20 protein-coding genes and 1 riboswitch are annotated in these 18,568 nt (G+C 71.7%); of the genes, 9 read left to right on the top strand and 11 right to left on the bottom strand.

Annotated features, from left to right (window positions below):
- Positions 1–3 precede the first annotated feature (3 nt).
- Positions 4–1,482, bottom strand: a complete 1,479-nt coding sequence (locus tag ACFYY8_RS05940; protein WP_390037593.1) for an IclR family transcriptional regulator C-terminal domain-containing protein — start codon at positions 1,480–1,482, stop codon at positions 4–6.
- A gap of 131 nt (positions 1,483–1,613) precedes the next feature.
- Here ACFYY8_RS05940 and ACFYY8_RS05945 point away from each other — a divergent pair, with 131 nt between their 5' ends.
- A complete protein-coding gene (locus ACFYY8_RS05945) occupies positions 1,614–2,363 on the top strand; it encodes a CoA transferase subunit A (RefSeq protein ID WP_390037595.1) in 750 nt (249 codons plus the stop codon).
- A 16-nt stretch (positions 2,364–2,379) separates the two neighbouring features.
- Entirely contained in the window at positions 2,380–3,012 is a 633-nt protein-coding gene (locus ACFYY8_RS05950) for a CoA transferase subunit B (RefSeq protein ID WP_390037597.1), read from the top strand.
- Between the two features lie 130 nt (positions 3,013–3,142).
- Here ACFYY8_RS05950 and ACFYY8_RS05955 read toward each other — a convergent pair whose 3' ends face one another.
- The 6 genes from ACFYY8_RS05955 to crcB (ACFYY8_RS05980) form a co-directional block, all read right to left on the bottom strand.
- Complete coding sequence (locus ACFYY8_RS05955) at positions 3,143–4,597, bottom strand: alpha/beta hydrolase family protein (RefSeq protein ID WP_390037599.1); 1,455 nt, start codon at positions 4,595–4,597, stop codon at positions 3,143–3,145.
- A 516-nt stretch (positions 4,598–5,113) separates the two neighbouring features.
- The gene (locus ACFYY8_RS05960) at positions 5,114–5,935 is read right to left on the bottom strand and encodes a hypothetical protein (RefSeq protein WP_390037601.1); all 822 of its coding nucleotides are present in this window, start codon (positions 5,933–5,935) and stop codon (positions 5,114–5,116) included.
- 72 nt (positions 5,936–6,007) lie between these two features.
- Positions 6,008–6,238, bottom strand: a complete 231-nt coding sequence (locus tag ACFYY8_RS05965; RefSeq protein WP_390037603.1) for a hypothetical protein — start codon at positions 6,236–6,238, stop codon at positions 6,008–6,010.
- Between the two features lie 235 nt (positions 6,239–6,473).
- Positions 6,474–6,848 carry a fluoride efflux transporter CrcB gene (crcB, locus tag ACFYY8_RS05970; RefSeq protein WP_390037605.1) on the bottom strand — a complete coding sequence of 125 codons (375 nt, stop codon included), beginning with the start codon at positions 6,846–6,848 and terminating at the stop codon, positions 6,474–6,476.
- A gap of 48 nt (positions 6,849–6,896) precedes the next feature.
- Complete coding sequence (locus tag ACFYY8_RS05975; RefSeq protein WP_390037607.1) at positions 6,897–7,247, bottom strand: DUF190 domain-containing protein; 351 nt, start codon at positions 7,245–7,247, stop codon at positions 6,897–6,899.
- 2 nt (positions 7,248–7,249) lie between these two features.
- The gene (gene crcB, locus ACFYY8_RS05980; protein WP_390037609.1) at positions 7,250–7,729 is read right to left on the bottom strand and encodes a fluoride efflux transporter CrcB; all 480 of its coding nucleotides are present in this window, start codon (positions 7,727–7,729) and stop codon (positions 7,250–7,252) included.
- Between the two features lie 679 nt (positions 7,730–8,408).
- Between crcB (ACFYY8_RS05980) and ACFYY8_RS05985 the strand changes: the two genes are divergently transcribed.
- Positions 8,409–8,870: a hypothetical protein gene (locus tag ACFYY8_RS05985; RefSeq protein WP_390037611.1), complete on the top strand. Its 462-nt coding sequence runs from the start codon at positions 8,409–8,411 to the stop codon at positions 8,868–8,870.
- Here ACFYY8_RS05985 and cobF read toward each other — a convergent pair.
- Positions 8,840–9,604, bottom strand: coding sequence for a precorrin-6A synthase (deacetylating) (gene cobF / locus ACFYY8_RS05990; protein ID WP_390037613.1), 765 nt, complete (start codon positions 9,602–9,604; stop codon positions 8,840–8,842). The genes ACFYY8_RS05985 and cobF overlap by 31 nt on opposite strands.
- Before the next feature lie 125 nt (positions 9,605–9,729).
- A riboswitch (cobalamin riboswitch) is annotated at positions 9,730–9,854 on the top strand.
- A 63-nt stretch (positions 9,855–9,917) separates the two neighbouring features.
- Between cobF and ACFYY8_RS05995 the strand changes: the two genes are divergently transcribed.
- Complete coding sequence (locus ACFYY8_RS05995) at positions 9,918–10,703, top strand: (2Fe-2S)-binding protein (protein ID WP_390037615.1); 786 nt, start codon at positions 9,918–9,920, stop codon at positions 10,701–10,703.
- 7 nt (positions 10,704–10,710) lie between these two features.
- On the opposite strand, the gene ACFYY8_RS06000 is transcribed toward ACFYY8_RS05995, so the two are convergent.
- Positions 10,711–11,769, bottom strand: a complete 1,059-nt coding sequence (locus ACFYY8_RS06000) for an enoyl-CoA hydratase/isomerase family protein (protein ID WP_390037617.1) — start codon at positions 11,767–11,769, stop codon at positions 10,711–10,713.
- Positions 11,770–11,932: 163 nt separating this feature from the next.
- Here ACFYY8_RS06000 and tsaD point away from each other — a divergent pair, with 163 nt between their 5' ends.
- Positions 11,933–12,952, top strand: coding sequence for a tRNA (adenosine(37)-N6)-threonylcarbamoyltransferase complex transferase subunit TsaD (gene tsaD, locus ACFYY8_RS06005; protein WP_390037619.1), 1,020 nt, complete (start codon positions 11,933–11,935; stop codon positions 12,950–12,952).
- Positions 12,953–13,020: 68 nt separating this feature from the next.
- Here tsaD and ACFYY8_RS06010 read toward each other — a convergent pair whose 3' ends face one another.
- Positions 13,021–13,470 (bottom strand): NUDIX domain-containing protein, encoded by a 450-nt coding sequence (locus ACFYY8_RS06010; protein ID WP_390037621.1) that lies wholly within the window; start codon positions 13,468–13,470, stop codon positions 13,021–13,023.
- 31 nt (positions 13,471–13,501) lie between these two features.
- Entirely contained in the window at positions 13,502–13,924 is a 423-nt protein-coding gene (gene arfB / locus ACFYY8_RS06015; RefSeq protein WP_390037623.1) for an alternative ribosome rescue aminoacyl-tRNA hydrolase ArfB, read from the bottom strand.
- A gap of 204 nt (positions 13,925–14,128) precedes the next feature.
- On the opposite strand from arfB, the gene ACFYY8_RS06020 reads away from it, so the two are divergent.
- The 4 genes from ACFYY8_RS06020 to ACFYY8_RS06035 all read left to right on the top strand — a co-directional run bounded on the left by ACFYY8_RS06020 (position 14,129) and on the right by ACFYY8_RS06035 (position 18,551).
- Positions 14,129–14,965, top strand: coding sequence for a hypothetical protein (locus ACFYY8_RS06020; RefSeq protein ID WP_390037625.1), 837 nt, complete (start codon positions 14,129–14,131; stop codon positions 14,963–14,965).
- A gap of 142 nt (positions 14,966–15,107) precedes the next feature.
- Positions 15,108–16,676 carry an alkaline phosphatase D family protein gene (locus tag ACFYY8_RS06025; protein WP_390037627.1) on the top strand — a complete coding sequence of 523 codons (1,569 nt, stop codon included), beginning with the start codon at positions 15,108–15,110 and terminating at the stop codon, positions 16,674–16,676.
- A gap of 41 nt (positions 16,677–16,717) precedes the next feature.
- Positions 16,718–17,227: a hypothetical protein gene (locus tag ACFYY8_RS06030; RefSeq protein ID WP_390037629.1), complete on the top strand. Its 510-nt coding sequence runs from the start codon at positions 16,718–16,720 to the stop codon at positions 17,225–17,227.
- Between the two features lie 94 nt (positions 17,228–17,321).
- Entirely contained in the window at positions 17,322–18,551 is a 1,230-nt protein-coding gene (locus tag ACFYY8_RS06035; protein ID WP_390037632.1) for a cytochrome P450, read from the top strand.
- Positions 18,552–18,568: the final 17 nt, after the last annotated feature.

Consider the following 18,568-nt stretch of genomic DNA (forward strand, 5'->3'; position numbering starts at 1 on the left):
CGGTCAGCGCTCCGGCGGCGTCACCCGGGCGCAGGCCAGGTCGGCCGACATCCTGGCCGCGGTCTCGACGAGCGCGGGCAGGACCTTCTCGACCAGGGCGGCAGGGGTGGCGCGGTCGACGTGGGTGGCGACGTTGACGGCGGCGACGACCCGGCCGTCCCGGCCGCGCACCGGGACGGCGATGGACCGCACCCCCTCCTCGAGCTCCTGGTCGACCACGGCGTAGCCGTCCACGGCCGCGCGCCGTACGGCGGCCGCGAACTCGGCAGGGGAGGTGACCGTGTCCCGGGTCAGCGGGCGCAGGGCGATCGAGGCCAGCCGTTCCCGGGGCAGGTCCGCCAGGAGCACCCGGCCCATCGACGTGGCGTACGCGGGGAAGCGGGTGCCGACGACGATGTCCACCCGCATGATCTTCGTGGTGGGCACCCGTGCCACGTAGACGACGTCGTCGCCGTCGAGCACCGCGACCGACGTCGACTCGTGGATCCCGGCGGCCAGGTCCGCCAGGTGCGGCTGGACGATCTCGCCGAAGGAGAGTCCCGAGAGGTGGGCGTATCCGAGCTCCAGGACCCGGGGCAGCAGGATGGAACGGGAGCCCTCGGCGCGGGCGTATCCCAGCCGCTCCAAGGTCTGCAACGCCCGTCCCACGGTGGCCCTCGGCAGACCGGTCACCCTGGCGACGTCGGCGGGGGACAGTCCGCCGGGGACCGTGCCGAGCGCCACGAGCACGGCCAGGCCACGGGCGAGTGACTGCAGGTAGGCCGCCCCCAGCGCCTCCTTCGCCGGGCGCGAGACGTCCACGGCGGGGGGAGGCGGCACGGGACGGGCGGGCGGCGGGACGGCGGCCAGCGCGGCCTCCATCCGGGCGGCCGTCTCACGCAGCCTGGCCACCGCGTGGGCGCGCAGCCCGGCCATGGTGTGCCTGCTGGTGTGGCTGACCACGCTCAGCGCGCAGAGCGCCGTACCCGCGGCGTCCCTGACGGGGACCGCGACCGCGATCAGACCGGGTTCGACGAGCTGGTCGTCCTCGGCCCACGGCGTGCCCTCGTCATCGATGAGGGCCAGGCCCGCCGCGCAGCGGTCCGCGGGCAGCAGGTCCCCGACCCGGAAGGCGACCGAGACGGCGCGCCGCCGGGTGAACTGCCCGAAGAAACGCACCCCGTCCCCGTCGGGCACGGCCAGCGAGACCGACTCGTCCAGCTCGGTGGCGAGCCGTTCGGCGTGCGGGGCGAGGACCTCACGCAGGCCCGCGCAGACGAGGTAGGCCTCGCCCAGCTCCATCAGGCGCGGGGCGAGCAGCACCTCGCGCTCCTCCGCCCTGAGGTAGCCCAGGTGGACGAGGGTCGCCAGGACACGGTCGACCGTCGACCTGGCCAGGCCGGTGGCGCGGACCAGGTCGGTCGCGCGTGTCCGCCGCCACGGCTCGGTGGCGAGCGCGCGCAGCACGCCCAGCCCCCGCTCCAGGGTTCCGGCCGGTTCCATTCGGTGTCCCTTCTCGGTCCCTTCTCGTCCGTCGCAGGCACTTTGACAGGAACTACTCAGGACCGCATACTCGACACAACAATAGTGAACTAAAGTTCACTCAACGAACATCTCGGGCGGGTGGAACACACGTGCGGAGAGACAAGGTGGTCGCCACGGCGGCGGACGCGCTGGCCGGGGTCGGCGACGGGGCGTCGTTCGCGGTCGGTGGCTTCGGCCTCAGCGGCATCCCGAACGTGCTGATCCAGGCCCTCTACGACACCGGGGTGACCGGCGTGTCCGTGGTGTCGAACAACTGCGGGGTGGACGGCGGCGGCCTCGGCCTCCTGCTGGCCGCCCGGCGCATCGCCCGGGTGACCGCCTCCTACATCGGCGAGAACAAGGAGTTCGCCCGGCAGTACCTCGCCGGTGACATCGAGGTCGAACTGACCCCGCAGGGCAGCCTGGCCGAACGGCTGCGCGCGGGCGGCAGCGGCATCCCGGCCTTCTACACCCCGGCGGGCGTCGGCACCCCGGTCGCGGACGGCGGCCTGCCGCTGCGCCACGCCCCCGACGGCTCGGTCGCCGTCGCCTCGCCGCCCAAGGAGGTCCGTGAGTTCGACGGCAGGCCGTACGTGCTCGAACGGGGCATCACCACCGACTTCGCGCTGGTCAGGGCGGCGAAGGGGGACAGGCACGGCAACCTGGTCTTCAGCAAGGCCGCCAGGAACTTCAACCCGCTGGCCGCGATGGCCGGGCGTGTCACCGTCGCCGAGGTCGAGGAGCTGACCGAGCTCGACCCCGACGAGGTCCACCTGCCGGGCGTGTTCGTCCAGCGCGTGCTGGCGCTCACCCCCGAGCAGGCGGCGGACAAGGCCGTCGAGAAGCGGACCACGTCATGACCTTCGAGGAGTCCCGATGAGCTGGAGCCGTGACGAGATGGTCGCGCGGGCGGCGGCCGAACTGCGCGACGGCGACCACGTCAACCTCGGCATCGGCCTGCCCACCCGCATCCCCTCCTTCCTGCCGCCGGACGTCGAGGTCGTCCTGCACTCGGAGAACGGCATCCTGGGCGTCGGCCCCTACCCCGCCGAGGACGAGGTGGACCCGGACCTGATCAACGCGGGCAAGGAGACGGTCACCGTACGGCCGGGCGCGTCGTTCTTCGACTCCGCGCTGTCGTTCGGCATGATCCGCGGCGGCCACATCGACGTGGCGGTGCTGGGGGCGATGCAGGTCTCCGAAGGCGGCGACCTGGCCAACTGGATGGTCCCCGGCAGACTGGTCAAGGGCATGGGCGGGGCGATGGACCTGGTCCACGGCGTCCGCAAGGTCATCGTGATCATGGATCACACCGCCAAGGACGGCTCCCCGAAGCTCGTACGGCGATGCTCGCTGCCGCTCACCGGCAGGGCGTGCGTCAACCGGATCATCACCGACCTCGGCGTCCTCGACGTCACCCCCGAAGGACTGGGGCTCGTCGAGACCGCCCCCGGCGTGAGCGTCGAAGAACTGCGAAGCCGCACGGACGCCGACATCGTGGGTGACTGACGGGGCTCGTCATCGACCGTCCTGAGGCTCGGCCTGCGCCCGCAGCGCCTGGCCGTGATGAGACAGACCGGCACATAGGCCGGATCCGTGTCGGACCGGCCGGCCGCCCGCGCGGGCGTTCCTCGGGTGGTCAACGGCCGCTGTCCGGGTGGTGGACGCTGAGGTCGCCGTAGGCCGACAGGTCGCGGGCCAGGTCACCGGGTTCGTGCCGCAGGGTGGTGTCGAGGAAGGCGAGGGTGGCCGCGGCGACGACGCGCGGGCTCTCGGCGCGGCCCAGGGAGCCGACGATCGACGGCACAGGCGGCAGGTACAGGGGGCCGTCCATGAAGGTGAGGTGCGCGGCGCCGGGGACGGTGAGCCGGTAGTTCGTCACGGTGCCGGACTTGAGGGCCTCGGTGAGGCGGGGGAGGTAACGCGGATCGGTTCCCGGGGTGACGGCCTGGGTGAGCGCGAGAGCCGGCTGGTGGAGAGCGGGGGAGGTGGGGCCGTGGGGGTAGCCGTCCAGATCGATGACGGCGTCGAACCGGCGGTCCTGCCGGGCCGCCCACAGAGCGGCGGCACCACCCATGGAGTGGCCGGTGACCGCGGCCCGGCCGGTGTCCAGGCGGCCGGCCAGCGGGTCGGTGATCTCACCTCGATCCAGTCGCTCCAGCTGTGTGAGGACGAAGCCGAGGTCGGCGGCCCGGACGGCCGTCCAGTCGGCCGCCAGCCTGTCGTCCTTGTCCCGGTCCCCGGTGGAGGCGGTCCTGGTGTGAATCGTCCGGCCGTCGGCGAGGACGACGGCGGCGGAGTCGTACGGGTGGTCGAGGGTGGCGACCACGTAGCCGTGGCTGGCCAGTTCCTCGGCCCAGGCGGTGTTCTGGGTGCGCACCCCGCCCGACCCGGGAGAGAACAGCACGACCGGGAACCGTTCGCTCCCACCGGCCACCGGGGCGTCGAGGACCGACCGGGAGCGGGCACGCGGGACGCCGTCGATCAGGAAGCCGGGCAGGCCGACCTGGCGGGCGAGGGCGCCGGAGACGACGCGTGCCTCCTGCTCGGTGCGTCCGAGGTACTGGGCCCGCCGCGCGCCCGCGGGGCTCCTCCGCGCGGGATACCAGAGCTGGACCACGACCGTGCGCCGGTCGTTCGGATCGGCGGTGAAGCTCTCGGGGCGGTGCGGGTCGGTCCACTGCGCCACCCGGGTGCCGACCGCGAAACGGCCTGACGGCTCGGGGAACACGGGCACCGGGAAGGCCCAGGCGGCCACCGGACCCCCGGCGATCAGGACGGCGCAGACCGTCGACCCCGGCAACGCCAGCCACCAGCGGGCCCGCCACGCCGACCGGCCGGTACGACGTCCCAGCAGGGGAGCGAGGGCGAAGGGAAGCGCCCCGGCGGCCCCCGCCAGCACCGGCAGCATCTGCCAGCGGATCCCCGCCACACCCAGTGCGATCGCGGACAGCACGAAGACCGCTCCCGCGGCGATCGTGACGCGTGGGCGGGCGGCGGGGGGAAGCCAGCGCGCCACCACCAGCGCGACGGCGCCCAGCAGGGAAAGAAGTTCCAGCGGGGACACGTACAGCCCCGCGATGATCTCGGTCACCCGGCCATTCTCGGAGCGGGGCACACGGCGCCACATCGACCCCAAGGCTCCCATCACATGCGACCGGGGTCGCACCCGGCGTCTCGCCCGTGCGACCGCGGTCTCAAACACCAGGCGAACGGCCGCTCAGCCGACGTCGCACCACTGCCAACCGATTGGTCACGCACCGTGACGGAGAAGGCCGGCCGGTTCCAGGCGGCACGCGCAGGTGAGTCATCAGGAGAGGACGTCCAGCCCCTCACATACGGCGATGAACGTCAGGCGTGAGGGGTTTCGGCTTGGGCGCCGTCGGTGCTTGGACTGAGGAACGCAGGAGCGCAGCGACGGAGTGACGAGGGAAAGCGCCGACTCGGAGGCGCCCAGGCCCGCGACGCCGCAGGCGGCGCAAAGAGGCACAGTGACGAGGGAAAGCACCGACCCGAAGGCGCCCAAGCCCCGCGACGCCGCAGGCGGAGCAAGGAGACACAGCCCGCGATGCCGAAGGCGGCGCAAAGAGACACAGTCGGGAGATCACACCTAACGGCGCTTGCGCTCGCCCACGCTGTCGACCGTGCTCGCCGGAGGAGCCTTGACCGTCACCCGGCCTCCCCAGCCGGTGTAGCGGGTCTCGACGCTGAGCCTTCTGTCCTGGACGTCGCCTCGGTCGTTGAGGTGGGTCGACCTCGGGTAGACGGTGACCAGCCGCCGGGGGAGCCGGTCGGGGCCCAAGGTGAGGGTGAAGCGCAGCACGGCCTTCTTCTCCGCCCCGGACATCGGGGACAGGTGGGAGTACCGAATCCAGGGGGAGACCTTGTTCAGCGCGCCGAAGCTGATCGTGCCCGAGTAGGTGTTCCCGGTCTTCTCGCCCTTGGCGAGCAGGGCCTTCAGGGTCGCGGGTTCGGCGACGTTCACCAGCTGGCCGTACCAGCCGCTGAAGCCCGCGTTCGGACCGTGTGGGTACCCGACCCAGGCCTTGCCCTTCGAGGGGGCCCAGATGCCGCCGGAGTAGTAGCTGGTGGTGCCGACCCTGATCGTCCGTTCGGGCCTGGGGAGCATGCTCAGCGGGAAGGACGCCGTCCCGAGGTCCTTGTCGGTGCTGCGACTGGCCGTGACGTCGGAGGCGACGACCCCTGTCTTGCCGTACCGGAAGGAGCCGGTGCGTCGTAGGAAGGGCGTCCTGCCGACGAAGGAGACCAGGGTGGCGACGTCGGTGAACCTCACCCCTTTGCCCGGGGCGATACGGCTCTGCAGCGCCTTGACCGGGTCCGAGGGCGCCGTCACCTGAGCTGAGGCCGCCGGGGCGGTGATCAGGGAGGCGGTGACCGTGGTCGCGGCGATGCCCGTGACGAGTCGTTTCACAGGACTTCCTTTCACAGGGGTGTGGAAGGAAGATCTTGACCGACCTTGATCACGAACGCGTCTCGGAGTCCGTCATCCTGTGCCGGGCCCGGCCGCGCGGGTCCTTGAGCGCCGGTGGCCGCGCTGCAGGAGGTAGGCGAGGCCAAGTGGGGAGAGGACACGGTTCGCATGCCGGTGAGGTCCTGTGGAGACGGACCGCTGAGGGCGCCTGGCCCGGCTGCCCCTGGTCGCCGACAGGACGACCACGACCAGCAGGGCCGAGATGAAGGCTCCCGCGAGTACCGCGACGAGCACCGCGAACATATGAACTACCCCAAAAGTCGGAACCTTGTGTATACGCCGCGTCATACCCGCAGCTCACAGAGGTAACGATGAGAAAAAGGGCTGTTCTTCCTTAATCCAGGAAGAAGGCCTCTTTCTTTACCCGCGGCCGGACCGCCCGGGGGCGGACACGTGGCACGGCGGAGGCGTCTCCGCCGGGGAGTCCGTCCGTGAAGGCCGGCGGAGACCGGTGAAGGGGAGGTGGGAGGACCGGGCGTCAGGCGAAGAGGACCCGGGCGAGGGTCATGCCGACGAAAACGGCGCCGAGACCCGCGATCACCGAGGCGACGACGTTGGCCACCGCGTAGAAACGCGCGCCGTTCTCGGCCAGCTGCAGCGTCTCGTAGGAGAACGTCGAGTAGGTGGTCAGCGCCCCGCAGAACCCGGTCCCCACCAGCAACTGGATCTCCGTGCCCACCGCGCCGGACAGCGCGGCCCCGGCCAGCAGGCCGAGGACGAGGGAACCGGACACGTTGACGGTGAAGGTCCCCCACGGGAAGACCGTGTCATGCCGGGCCTGGACCATCCGGTCGGTCAGATAACGCAGCGGCGCGCCGACGGCGGCGCCGGCCAGCACCAGCAGCCAGTTCACCGTTTCCCCCTCCTCGCAGTGCTCCTCGCCGTGCCTCCACAGTGCTCCTCACTGTGCTTCTCGCTGTGTGGCCCGCCCGCCGCGATGGTGGACGATCTCGACCTGGTCGAGTACGGCCACGCCCTCGATGAGCAGGTCGTCGAGCTGGGGCAGGAAGGCGCGGACGGCCTCCTCGGTGTCGATGATCACCACGGCGACCGGCAGGTCGTCGGCCATCGACAGCAGCCGGGTGGTGTGCACGACCTGCGTGGCGCCGAAGCCCTCAAGGCCGTGGAAGACCGACGCCCCGGCCAGCCCGGCGGCGTGGGCGCGGTGCACGATCTCGGTGTACATCGGACGGTGGTGCCAGGTGTCGGTGTCGTCGAGGAAGACGGTCAGTCTCAGCCCTCGCCCAGACATGATCATCGTGTTCTCCCTGCCTTCCGTCTCACCGCCGCCAGGAGCAGGCGGGTGATCCGAGCCCCGGCCGTCACCGAGGCCATGGCGACCACGACCGTGACGACCATGTAGGCCAGCGCCGGACCGGGCCGTCCGGCCGTGACCAGGCGTTCGATGTCCACGCAGTAGGTGGAGAAGGTGGTGAACCCACCGAGCACGCCGGTCGCGAAGAACGGCCGCACCCAGACGGGGGCGGTCCAGGCCTCGGTCAGCGTCACGAGGAAGACGCCGATCACCAGGCAGCCGAGGGCGTTGACGCCCAGCGTGGTCCACGGGAAGGCCGCGGGCGGGGTCGGCCACAGCAGTGACGCCCCGTAACGGGCCGCCGCGCCGGTCGAGCCTCCGGCGGCGACCGCGGCGAGCACGCGCAGCTGCGAGCGGCGTGCCTGGCGGCGACGCCGTACGTCGGTGAGATCGACGTCTGGGTCGACGGGCTCGGTCACCGTTGCGGGCCCCACCTCATCCGGGCGCATGATCCTCCCCACACGTGGCGTGCGCCCCGGGTTCAGGACGCGAGCTGTCACGAGCAGGGACCGTTGGCGGCGCGCGCGCCGCGGTTCGGGTACGGCGGGCCCCACCGCCGTGAGACGCCCCGGCCGGGCTCGGCGAGCCGGCACGAGGGTTCCCGCACAGCCTAACCCGCCCCGGATCTCCCCTCGGACGCCCCCTCGCCCCGAACCAAGGTTCAGGTCCGCCGTGCCCGAACCCTGTCCGGCCTCCCGTCCGGGCGGCGAACGGGACTCCTCGGGGCCGGCACGTTGGGCCCCGACCGCATCGTGGTCTCCCGTAGCGTCGAGACCACGATGCGGCGGACGCCGTGCCCGGGGCCCACGTCCGGGCGGCGGCGAGCCTCATAACTTAGGTAAGCCTAAGCTCAGTTTTTGGATTTCGGCGTGCCCTGTCAAGGTGGCGATCTGTGATCTGGTTCATACCGCTGGCCCATTTGTCATGAAAAATCGTGAACCTAGGGCGCTTTTCGGCAAGATTCGCATCCGATGGGTCGAATGTTCCATTTGTCGGTTAGGCAAGGCTTGCCTAAATGGGGAGTGGTATGTTTCCGGCCCCGTTGCGTCGCCGTCTGGCCATGAGCCTGTCCTTCCTCACGCTCGCCGCCCTGACCGCGTGCGGTTCCGGCTCCGGCACCCCCGGCGTCGCGTCCGATCCCTCAGGGCAGGGAGAGCCCCCGCCGCCGCGGACCGGGTCGTCGAGGCGACCAACGGGAAGATCACCGTTCCCGGCGACGTCGAGCGCATCGTCTCGATCTCCTATGCCACCGGCGCCCTGCTCGACTTCGGCGTGCTACCGGTCGGCACCAGCGCGATCGACGGGAACAACCCGATGGAACTGCCGCCCTCCCAGGTCGAGGCCGCCAAGAACGGCAAGGTGCTGCCGGTCACCTACGCCACCGCCGACCGGTACGGCACCTCGATCGACGTGCTCGACCAGGTCGAGACCATCCTGAAGGGGGCTGAACGCGTCAACTCGTCTGGCTGCCGGCCCACGAGTGGCGCGCGGGCCGTACGGGTACGGGGCGGGCGGCCGGGAGCTGAGTCTCACGCCGGGGGCAGGCGCCTGAGCAGGTAGGTGTCCATGATCCAGCCCTTGCGTTCGCGGGCCTGCGCGCGCAGGTCACGGATGCGCCCGGTCACCTCGGTCACCGGCCCGGAGACCAGGATCTCGTCCGGGGTGCCCAGGTAGGCGCCCCAGTAGATGTGGAACTCCTCCGCCCGGTCCCCCAGGTCGGCGAAGGCGCAGTGCGCGTCGAGCATGACGAGGACGTCGTCGGCCGTCGGCCCCTCCTGCGCCAGGCGGCGGCCGGTGGTGATGTGCACCGGGCGGCCGACCCGGTTCAGGTTGGTACGGTGCCTGGCGGTCAGCGCGGAGACGCTGGTGATGCCCGGGACGACCTCGTGGTCGAAGACGACCGTCCCCCGCTCGGTGACCTCCTCGATCCCGGCGAGCGTGCTGTCGTAGAGGCCGGGGTCGCCCCAGACGAGGATCGCCCCGGTCTCGTCCTCGCCGAGCTCGTCGCGGACGAACGCCTCGTACAGGTCGGCGCGCCGCGAACGCCACGTCTCGACGGCCGAGGCGTAGGCGGGGGTGGTCCTGTCCCGCTCCGGGTCACGGGCCTCCACCACCCGGTACGGCCGCCGCCCGTGCGCCTCGATCATGTCCCGGCGCAGATCGGCCAGGTCGTGTTTGACCTCTCCCTTGTCCACCAGCAGGAAGGCGTCGGCCCGGCCGATGGCCTTGACCGCCTGGAGGGTGAGATGGTCGGGGTCGCCCGCGCCGATGCCGATGATGAGGATTCGCTTCACGGGGAAGAGTCTGCCCTCCCCGCGGTGGGCGGGTCCCGCCGGGCCGGTCCGCGGGAGGTCGGCACCCGGAGCACAGAGAAGTCTCCGCCCCCTGTGAGATGATGCCGCCGCGGGCGACGGCGGCCAGAGGAAGCCGGTACGAGTCCGGCGCGGTCCCGCCACCGTGATCGGCACCTGATCGGTACCGCGATCGGCGAGCGAGTCGTGGACGGAGGGATCACGACGAGCTCCGGCCGGGAGCCGGAGACTCACGTGGTCGCCTCCTCAGACCAGGCCGGGGCGGACCTCCCCGGGAGAGGATCGGTGATTCGTCATGCCCCCCGTCCGGCCCGCCCCCGTGATCGCGCCCGCCGCCCCGGAGGCCGTCTCGGCGGCGATGGCCGAGGTGTCCTCGGTCGGCGGCTACTTCGAACTCGACGAGGGCGAGGCGGAGCCGGGCTGGCGGCCGCTCACCGACCTGCTCACCGACCGCGCCCTGCTGGAACGGCGCGTCGCCGAGGTCGCCGTGCGCCTGGGCACCGACCAGCCACGGGTGGCGGCCTCCATCCAGTTCCAGGGGCTCGCGGCCCGTCTGTGGTCGCCGGTCGTCGGGGCCGTGGCCGCCCACGACCTGCTCCTCGACCTGGCCCCCGCCCGGCTGCACTGGTACCCGGCCCCCGCCGGGCCGCTGCCGCTGCGCGCCGTACGGCCTGCGGGGCGGCGTGTCCCCGGCCCGGCCGAGGCCGCCGGGCCGATGTACCGCGGCGTGGTGACCGGGCTGCTCGAACCGCTGGCGCTGGCCGTACGGGAGGTCGTCGGGATCGCGCCGGGCCTGCTGTGGGGCAACGCCGCCTCGGCCCTGGCGGGAGCCGTGTGCGTCCTCGCGGGCCGGCGCCCCGATCTGGCCACGAGGGCCGTCACGCTCGGCCGGGAACTGCTGGGGACGGGGCTGCTGCGGAACACCGGTGAGCTGGCCGAACCCGTCCCCGGGCGACCGGTCTTCACCCGGCGCAGCTGCTGCCTGTACTACCGGCTGCCCGGCGGCGGCAAGTGCGGCGACTGCGTCCTGCTCGCCGGCCGCGCGAGAAGCCGTACGGGAAGCCGGGAACGATCCGCCTGAACGGCCGTCATCCCGGTTCCGCGGAGAGTCCGAGTTCGTGTTCGCCCAGGGGCGCGAAGAAGCGGTCCACGTCCTGCTCGCTCACCTCTTCGAGACGGGCGGGGGACCAGCGGGGGGAGCGGTCCTTGTCGATCACCTGGGCGCGGATGCCCTCGACCAGGTCGGGCGCGGACGGCATCGCGCAGGCGACGCGGTACTCCTGGTCGAGAGCCTCCTCAAGGGAGCCCAGCCCCCGGGCCAGGCGCAGGGCGCGCAGGGTGACCTTCAGCGCGGTCGGCGACCTGGCCGAGACCAGCTCCGCCGCCCGCTTCGCCTCCTCGGCGCCGTCGCCGAGCAGCCGCTCCACGATCTCCTCGACCGTCCCGGCGGAGTAACAGGCGTCGATCCATCCGCGTTCGCCGGTCAGCTTCCCGGGCGGCACCGGGCGGGCGAAGGCGGCGACGACCCCTGCCACGTCCCCCGAGGCCAGCTCGGTGGTGAGGGCGTCGAGATCCGCAGAGGGGACGAAGTGGTCGGCGAGCCCGCAGGCGACGGCGTCGCCCGCCCCGATCGCCGCCGAGGTCAGCGCCATGTGGGTGCCGAGCTCGCCGGGTGCCCGCGACAGCAGGTAGGTGCCTCCCACGTCGGTCAGGAAGCCGATCGTGGTCTCCGGCATGGCCAGGGTGGTGCGTTCGGTGACGATCCGCACACCGCCGTGCGCGGAGACGCCCACCCCGCCGCCCATGACGATGCCGTCCATCAGGGCCACGTACGGCTTGCCGTACCGGGCGATGAGGGCGTTGAGGCGGTACTCGTCCCGCCAGAACGCCGGCGAGGCCCCGCCCCCGGTCCTGACGTCCTCGTGGATGGCGCGGATGTCGCCTCCGGCGCACAGGCCACGCTCGCCCGCCCCCCTGACGAGCACGGCGGAGACGGCGTCGTCGCAGGCCCAGGCCCGCAGGGTGGTGCCGATCCGGCGGATCATGTCGTGGTTCAGGGCGTTCAGGGCGCGGGGCCGGTTGAGGATGATCTGCCCGAGGCGTCCGGTGACCAGGGTCACGACCTCGGCGTCCGGCTGGAGGTTCATCGGGCGGCCCCCACGAGCCCGCGGGTGACGACGACGCACATGATCTCGTTCGCTCCTCAATGTAGTCGGACGTCCTACTAAATCCAGAGCGTACGGCGTTCGCCAGGGAGAGTCTTGATGCCTATTATTTGTAGTTGCGAATTATTTGCAATAAGGGGGTGGCATGGCGGTCGTCCTGGGGATCGAGACCTCGTGTGACGAGACCGGCGTCGGCATCGTCTCCGGCGGGAGGCTCCTCGGCGCCGCGCTGTCCTCCTCGATGGAGGAGCACGCGCGCTTCGGCGGGGTGGTGCCGGAGATCGCCGCCCGCGCCCACCTGGAGTCACTCGTCCCCTGCGTGCGGGCCGCCTTCGAGCGGGCCGGGGTCGGCCCGTCCGAGATCGACGCGGTCGCGGTCACCTCGGGGCCCGGCCTGGCCACCGCGCTGCAGACCGGGATCGCCGCCGCCAAGGCCTACGCGCTGGCCTGGGACCTCCCCCTGTACGGCGTGCACCACCTGGCCGGGCACGTGGCCGCCGACACCCTGGAACACGGCCCGCTGCCGCCGCGCTCGGTCGCGCTGATCGTCTCCGGCGGGCACACCTCGCTGCTCCTGCTCGGCGACCTGGCCCGCGACCCGGTCGTCCACCTCGGCGACACCCGTGACGACGCCGCGGGCGAGGCGTTCGACAAGGTCGCCAGGCTCCTCGGGCTCGCCTACCCCGGCGGCCCCGCCGTCGCCGAGGCCGCCCGCGACGGCGACCCCGGGGCGGTCGCCTTCCCCCGGGCGATGCTCGGCGACGGCCACGACTTCTCCTTCTCCGGGCTCAAGAGCGCCGTCGCCAGGCATGTGGCGCGGGCGGGCGACTCCCTCGCCGTGCCCGACGTCGCGGCCTCCTTCCAGGAGGCGGTGGCCGACGTGCTGACCCGCAAGGCCGTCGAGGCCTGCCTGGACGCCGGAGTGGACACCCTCGTGATCGTCGGCGGGGTCGCCGCGAACCGGAGGCTGCGCGAACTCGCCGCGGAGCGCTGCCACGCGGCGGGCCTCACGCTGCGGATCCCGCCCCCGGGGTTGTGCACAGACAACGGCGCGATGATCGCCGCCGTCGGGGACCTCCTGGTCGCCGCGGGAGCCCCGCCCTCCTCACGGCACCTGGCGGCCGACCCCTCGGCCCCGCTGAGCCGGGCCCACACACGCGGCTGACGTTTCGGACGCCGCCCCGGCGCGGGAGGAGCGGGCAGGCGAAGGCCGGTGGAGCGATCGCCACGCTCTCAGCGGGCTTTGATCTCGGCGGCGAGGTAGGCGATCTCGGCGGCGAGATAGGCGCCGAGCTCCGGCGGGACGATGTTGACGGCCCTGATCTCCGCGGGGTCGAGCGGCAGCCGTACGACCTCGTAGACGCCCCTGGCGGGGTCGGAGAACTCGGGGCCGCAGCGCAGGGCGAGGTCCATCGAGACCAGGCGGCAGCCGTACACGTGCTGGATCTTGACGCCGTCGTCGCGCACGCACTCAAGGGTGGTCAGCGGGGTGACGTCGGAGACGACCGCGCCCAGCTCCTCAAGCACCTCGCGGTGGAGGGTGTGCTCAAGGGAGGCGTCCTGCGGTTCGACGTGGCCGCCGGGGATCGACCAGTAGAGGTCCTGTCCGGGAACCGTGCGCCGGAACAGCACGAGCCGGTCGCCGTCGAGGATCACCGCGCGGACGCTGGGGACGAGGGGCATCGGCCCATTCTGCCATCGCCCGTTCAGGCGCTCAGAAGTCGCCCCGGCGTAGCCGTTTGAGGTCGGAGCGGTGCTTCTTGGCGGTGATCCGCCGCTCGACGGAGCCCCTGCTCGGCTTGGTCGGACGGCGCCGCTTCGGCGGCGGGGCCACGGCCTCCCGCAGCAGCCGGGCCAACCGGTCCCGCGCCGCCTCGCGGTTGCGCAGCTGGGAACGGAACTCCGAGGCGACGACGGTGATGACGCCGTCGACCAGCCGGGGACCGAGACGGTCGAGCGCGCGCTCCCTGAGCGGCGGCGGCAGAGCCTCGGTCGCGGCCAGGTCGAAGCTCAGCTCGACCCGGCTGTCGGTGGTGTTGACCCCCTGCCCGCCCGGCCCCGAGGAGCGGGAGAATCGCCAGCGGAGCTCGGCCTCGGGGATGGAGAGCGAGCCGCTGATCTCAAGCGGATCGGACATGGGAGGACTGCTCCTTCGGAATCTCATGGGCTGTGATCCCAGGATATCCATGGCACGAACTCCCTGATCAAGCGATTTATCCCCCTGTCCGGATGGGAAGGGCCGGGTGATCCGGTCTTGTCGGGCGGTGCGCCTTCCGCCACAGTGACTCCGGGGAAACCCAGGGGGCCGCACCGTGGAGATCCGTACGAGAGGCGGGGGCGCGTGGACAAGATCGTCGGCGTGCATGGGATAGGCAAGTACCACTACTACCGCGACGCGGGTAACTCGGCCGAGGGCGCGGCCGGGGCCGTACGTGAGAAATGGGACCGCTACCTGCACAAGGGGCTGACGGGCGGCGTGCCGTACGCCCAGGAGCGCTACGTCACCGACATCGCCTACTACGCGCACCTGCTGGGTGAGCGACCCCAGGAGCCGTCCGTGCGCGCGGTCCGCGCCATGGACGCCCCCTCCCAGGAGGTCTTCGTCGCCTGGGCGAAGCAGTTCGCCACGGTGGGGGAGGGGCTGACCGGCGCGCTGCACGCGGTGACGGGCTGGCTGCTGGACCGCCTGCAGGCCAACGCGGCCGACGTCGCGGGACTCTTCTGCCCCGAGGTCGCCGCCTACATGACGGCAGGGGGCCAGGCCAGGGAGAAGGCGCGCGCGGCGGTGGCGCAGACGATCGGGCGCAACCAGCCGAAGGTGGTCATCGCCCACTCGCTCGGCAGCGTGGTGGCCTACGAGACGCTGTGGTCGAACCCCGACCTGGAGATCGACCTGCTGCTCACCCTCGGCAGCCCGCTCGGCATGCAAAATGTGATCTTCGAACGCCTGCTGCCCGCCCCGATCAACGGTCAGGGCAGGAAGCCGCCGTCGGTCAGGCGCTGGGTCAACGTCGCCGACAAGGACGACATCGTGGCGATCCCCGCCGAACTGCGCAGGATGTTCACCGGCGTCGACCAGGAGACGCTGGTGAACCTCGACTGGATCGACTTCCACAGCGTGCGCAACTACCTGGGGTGCGGCGCGCTCAACGAACACCTCAAGCCTTACCTCCAGTGACCCGTCCCTTCACCGGACCGTCGCCCGGGGGTAGACGGGTGTTCAATGACGGTGGGTAAGGCCCTTGCCTGTGCAACGGTTGTTCATCCCACCGTGAACCGCAGGCCACGGCGGGGAAAGATGGGCGGGTTGCACTGGTCGCGTGGAGCAGACACCGTCACGCAGGGTGTTCCTTTCCGTCGCCGCCACGGGTGTGGGCGGCCTGTTGCTCACCGGGGCGGGGCTGACGCCGACCGGGAACCGGACGACCTCGCGAACCCTCCGCCGCGACCCGTTCACCCTGGGGATCGCCTCGGGTGACCCGTCGCCGGACGGGGTCGTGCTGTGGACCAGGCTCGCCCCCGACCCGCTCGGCCCGCAGGGGCTGGGCGGGATGCCGGCCAGGGACGTCGAGGTCGAGTGGCAGGTGGCCGCCGACGAGAACTTCACCAGGGTGCTGCGGAGCGGCGTGGAGACCGCCCGGCGGGAACGGGCGCACAGCGTCCACGTCGAGCTGGACGGGCTCGAACCCGGCCGGGAGTACTTCTACCGCTTCCGCGCGGAGGGACACCTCTCGCCCGCGGGCCGTACCCGGACCGCCCCGGCGGCCGAGGCGGCGCCGTCCCCGCTGACGCTGGCCGTGGCCGCCTGCGCCCACTACGAGCACGGCTACTACACGGCCTACCGCAGGTTGGCCGAGCAGGAGCCCGACCTGGTCGTCCACCTGGGCGACTACATGTACGAGTACGCCCCCCAGGGCTACACCGCGATGGGCGGCGCCGTACGCGAGCACACCGCGGGCAAGTGCGCCACGCTGGCCGACTACCGGACGCGGCACGCGCAGTACAAGAGCGACGCCGACCTGCGGGCCGCGCACGCGGTCGCGCCGTGGCTGGTCGCCTTCGACGACCACGAGGTCGAGAACAACTGGGCGGGGAAGGTCTCCAGCACCGGGGACCCCGAGTTCGCCCGCCGCAGGGCCAACGCGTTCCAGGCCTACTACGAGAACATGCCGCTGCGCGGGACGAGTGTGCCCAACGGCGGTTCGATCCGGATCCACCGGCGGGTCGACTGGGGGCCGCTGGCCCGCTTCCACCTGCTCGACACCCGGCAGTTCCGCGACGACCAGGCGTGCGAGGACGGGCTCAGGGCCGGATGCGACGACCGGCTCGCGACCCGGCGCACCCTGCTCGGGGAGGACCAGCGGCGCTGGCTGCTGGACGGGCTCGCCTCCTCCCGGGCGCGCTGGAACCTGGTCGCCCAGCAGATCCTGATGGCCCAGCGCGACTACCGGGCCGGGCCGGGCATCGAGGTCAACATGGACTCCTGGGACGGCTACGCCGCCGAGCGCACCCGCCTGCTGACCGGCTTCCGCGACTCGGGCGCCGCCAACCCGGTCGTGCTGACCGGTGACATGCACATGCACCACGCGGCAGACCTCATGCTCGACTTCGACGATCCCGACTCGCCCAAGGTCGGGGTCGAACTGGTCACCTCCTCGATCGCCAGCGACGGGGACGGTTACCGGGACAAAGCCAGGGTGGCCGAGACGATCGCGGAGAACCCGCACATCTCCTATCTCGACCAGCGGCGCGGCTACATCGTCTGCCGGATCACCCAGGAGGAGCTGCAGGCCGACTTCCGCACGCTGGACTACATCAGCCGCCGCGGCGCCCCGGCCAAGACGGGCGCCCGGTTCACCGTCCCCGCCGGACACTCCACCCTGCTGTAAAAATATGGGGAATTCCTGAAAGTTGTTAGATGATGCGGCATATGAGTGATCTTCTCCCCAGGAGGCTCGCCGCCGCGGCCCTCGCCGCCGCCCTCGGCGGTGCCCTTCTCGTCCAGCCCTCGACCGCGGCGGCGGCCGAGGCCCGGCCTGCCGCGGCCTCGGCCCCCTTCCGGTACGAGGTCTCCTTCCCCAAGTACGCCTACCGGGGCGGAAACCTCACCTACACCGTCAAGGTGCGCAACAAGCGGGTCAGGGGCCAGCACTACGTGGCGCTCGTCGGTGACTTCTCCACGCACTTCCGCACGGTCAGGGTGATCTCGAAGCCGCGCAGCGTGAAGTGCTCCGTCAAGCGGCGGTCCGTACTGTGCCTGATCTCCTCCCTCGACAAGGGCGACGCGACGACCATCAAGCTCAGGGGATGGGTCGGTTCACGCAGGGGCACTGCCGTGGCGCGGTTCGGCGCGGCCGTGACCGACAACCCGAATGTCTCCGCCAAGCGGCTCGCCAAGGAGATCCGCAGCCACCTCAACGCGAAGTCGAAGGTCCTCTGACCTCCTGACAGCCGACCGGAGGTCCGCCACCGGCGGATCTCCGGCATCCGGCGGCGCCGGGCGGGGCGGGTCACGGGCGTGCCAGGATTGGGTCATGGACATCGATCTGGCCGACCTGGGGTTCTGGCGCCGCCCGATCAAGGAGCGCAACGAGGCGTTCGCACGGCTGCGAGAGCTGGACCGGCCGGTGTTCTTCCCGGAACGGCGGGTGCCGCTGCTGCGCTCGGGCAAGGGCTTCTACGCCCTGGTACGGCACGCGGACGTGGTCGAGGCCAGCCGCAACGCCAAGGTCTTCTCCAGCGAGCCCGCGGTGACCAACCCCGAGCCGCCCGGCTGGGTCAAGCACGTGTTCGGCGAGTCCATGGTGAACATGGACGACCCCCGGCACGCCCGCCTGCGCCGCATCGTCTCGCGGGCGTTCAGCCCCAAGATGCTCGCCGGGCTGCAGGACGGCATCGACAGGGCGTGCGCCGGGATCGTCGACGACGTGATCTCCGAGGGCCCCGGCGACTTCGTCCGGCAGGTCGCCGCCCGGCTGCCCATCCACGTCATCTGCGACATGATGGGCATCCCCGACGAGATGCGGGAGCGGGTCCACCGGCACGTCGACGTCTCGACCGCCTACACCGGGGTACGGCCCAGCCTGCCCCAGACGCTCAGGATGGCCGGGCAGAACATGCTGGCGCTTCTCGCCCTGCAGCGCATGGTGATCCAGCTGGGCAGGCGGCGCGCCACGACGCCCGAGGGCGACCTGGTCTCCGCCCTGGTCACCGCCAACGTGGACGGGGAACGTCTCACCGACCGCGAGCTGGGCTCGTTCTTCGCGCTGCTGCTGGTCGCGGGCAACGAGACGGCCCGCAACACCATGGCGCACGGCGTCAAGCTGCTCACCGACAACCCCGAGCAGCGCCGCCTGCTGACCGAGGACTTCGACGCCCACATCGGCGGGGCGATCGAGGAGATGGTCCGTTATGTCTCGCCCATCATGCAGTTCCGCCGCACCGTCACCCAGGACCACGACCTGCGCGGCCTGCACCTGAAGGCCGGGGACAAGGTCGTGCTGTTCTACGGTTCGGCCAACCGCGACGAGGAGGTCTTCCCCGACCCCGACCGCTTCGACATCACCCGCGAGACCAAGGGCCACGTCGGCTTCGGCGGCCCGGGGCCGCACTTCTGCCTGGGCGCCAACCTGGCCCGTCAGGAGATCAGGACCATGTTCCGCGAACTGCTCACCCGCCTGCCGGACGTCCGCTCCGTCGGCGAGCCCGAACTCCTCCCCTCCAACTTCGACAACAGCGTCCGCACCCAGGCCTTCACGTTCTGAGGCACCTTCTTGAGGGC

The sequence above is a fragment of the Streptosporangium sp. NPDC001559 genome, from assembly GCF_042893955.1.
Classification (GTDB): Bacteria; Actinomycetota; Actinomycetes; order Streptosporangiales; family Streptosporangiaceae; genus Streptosporangium.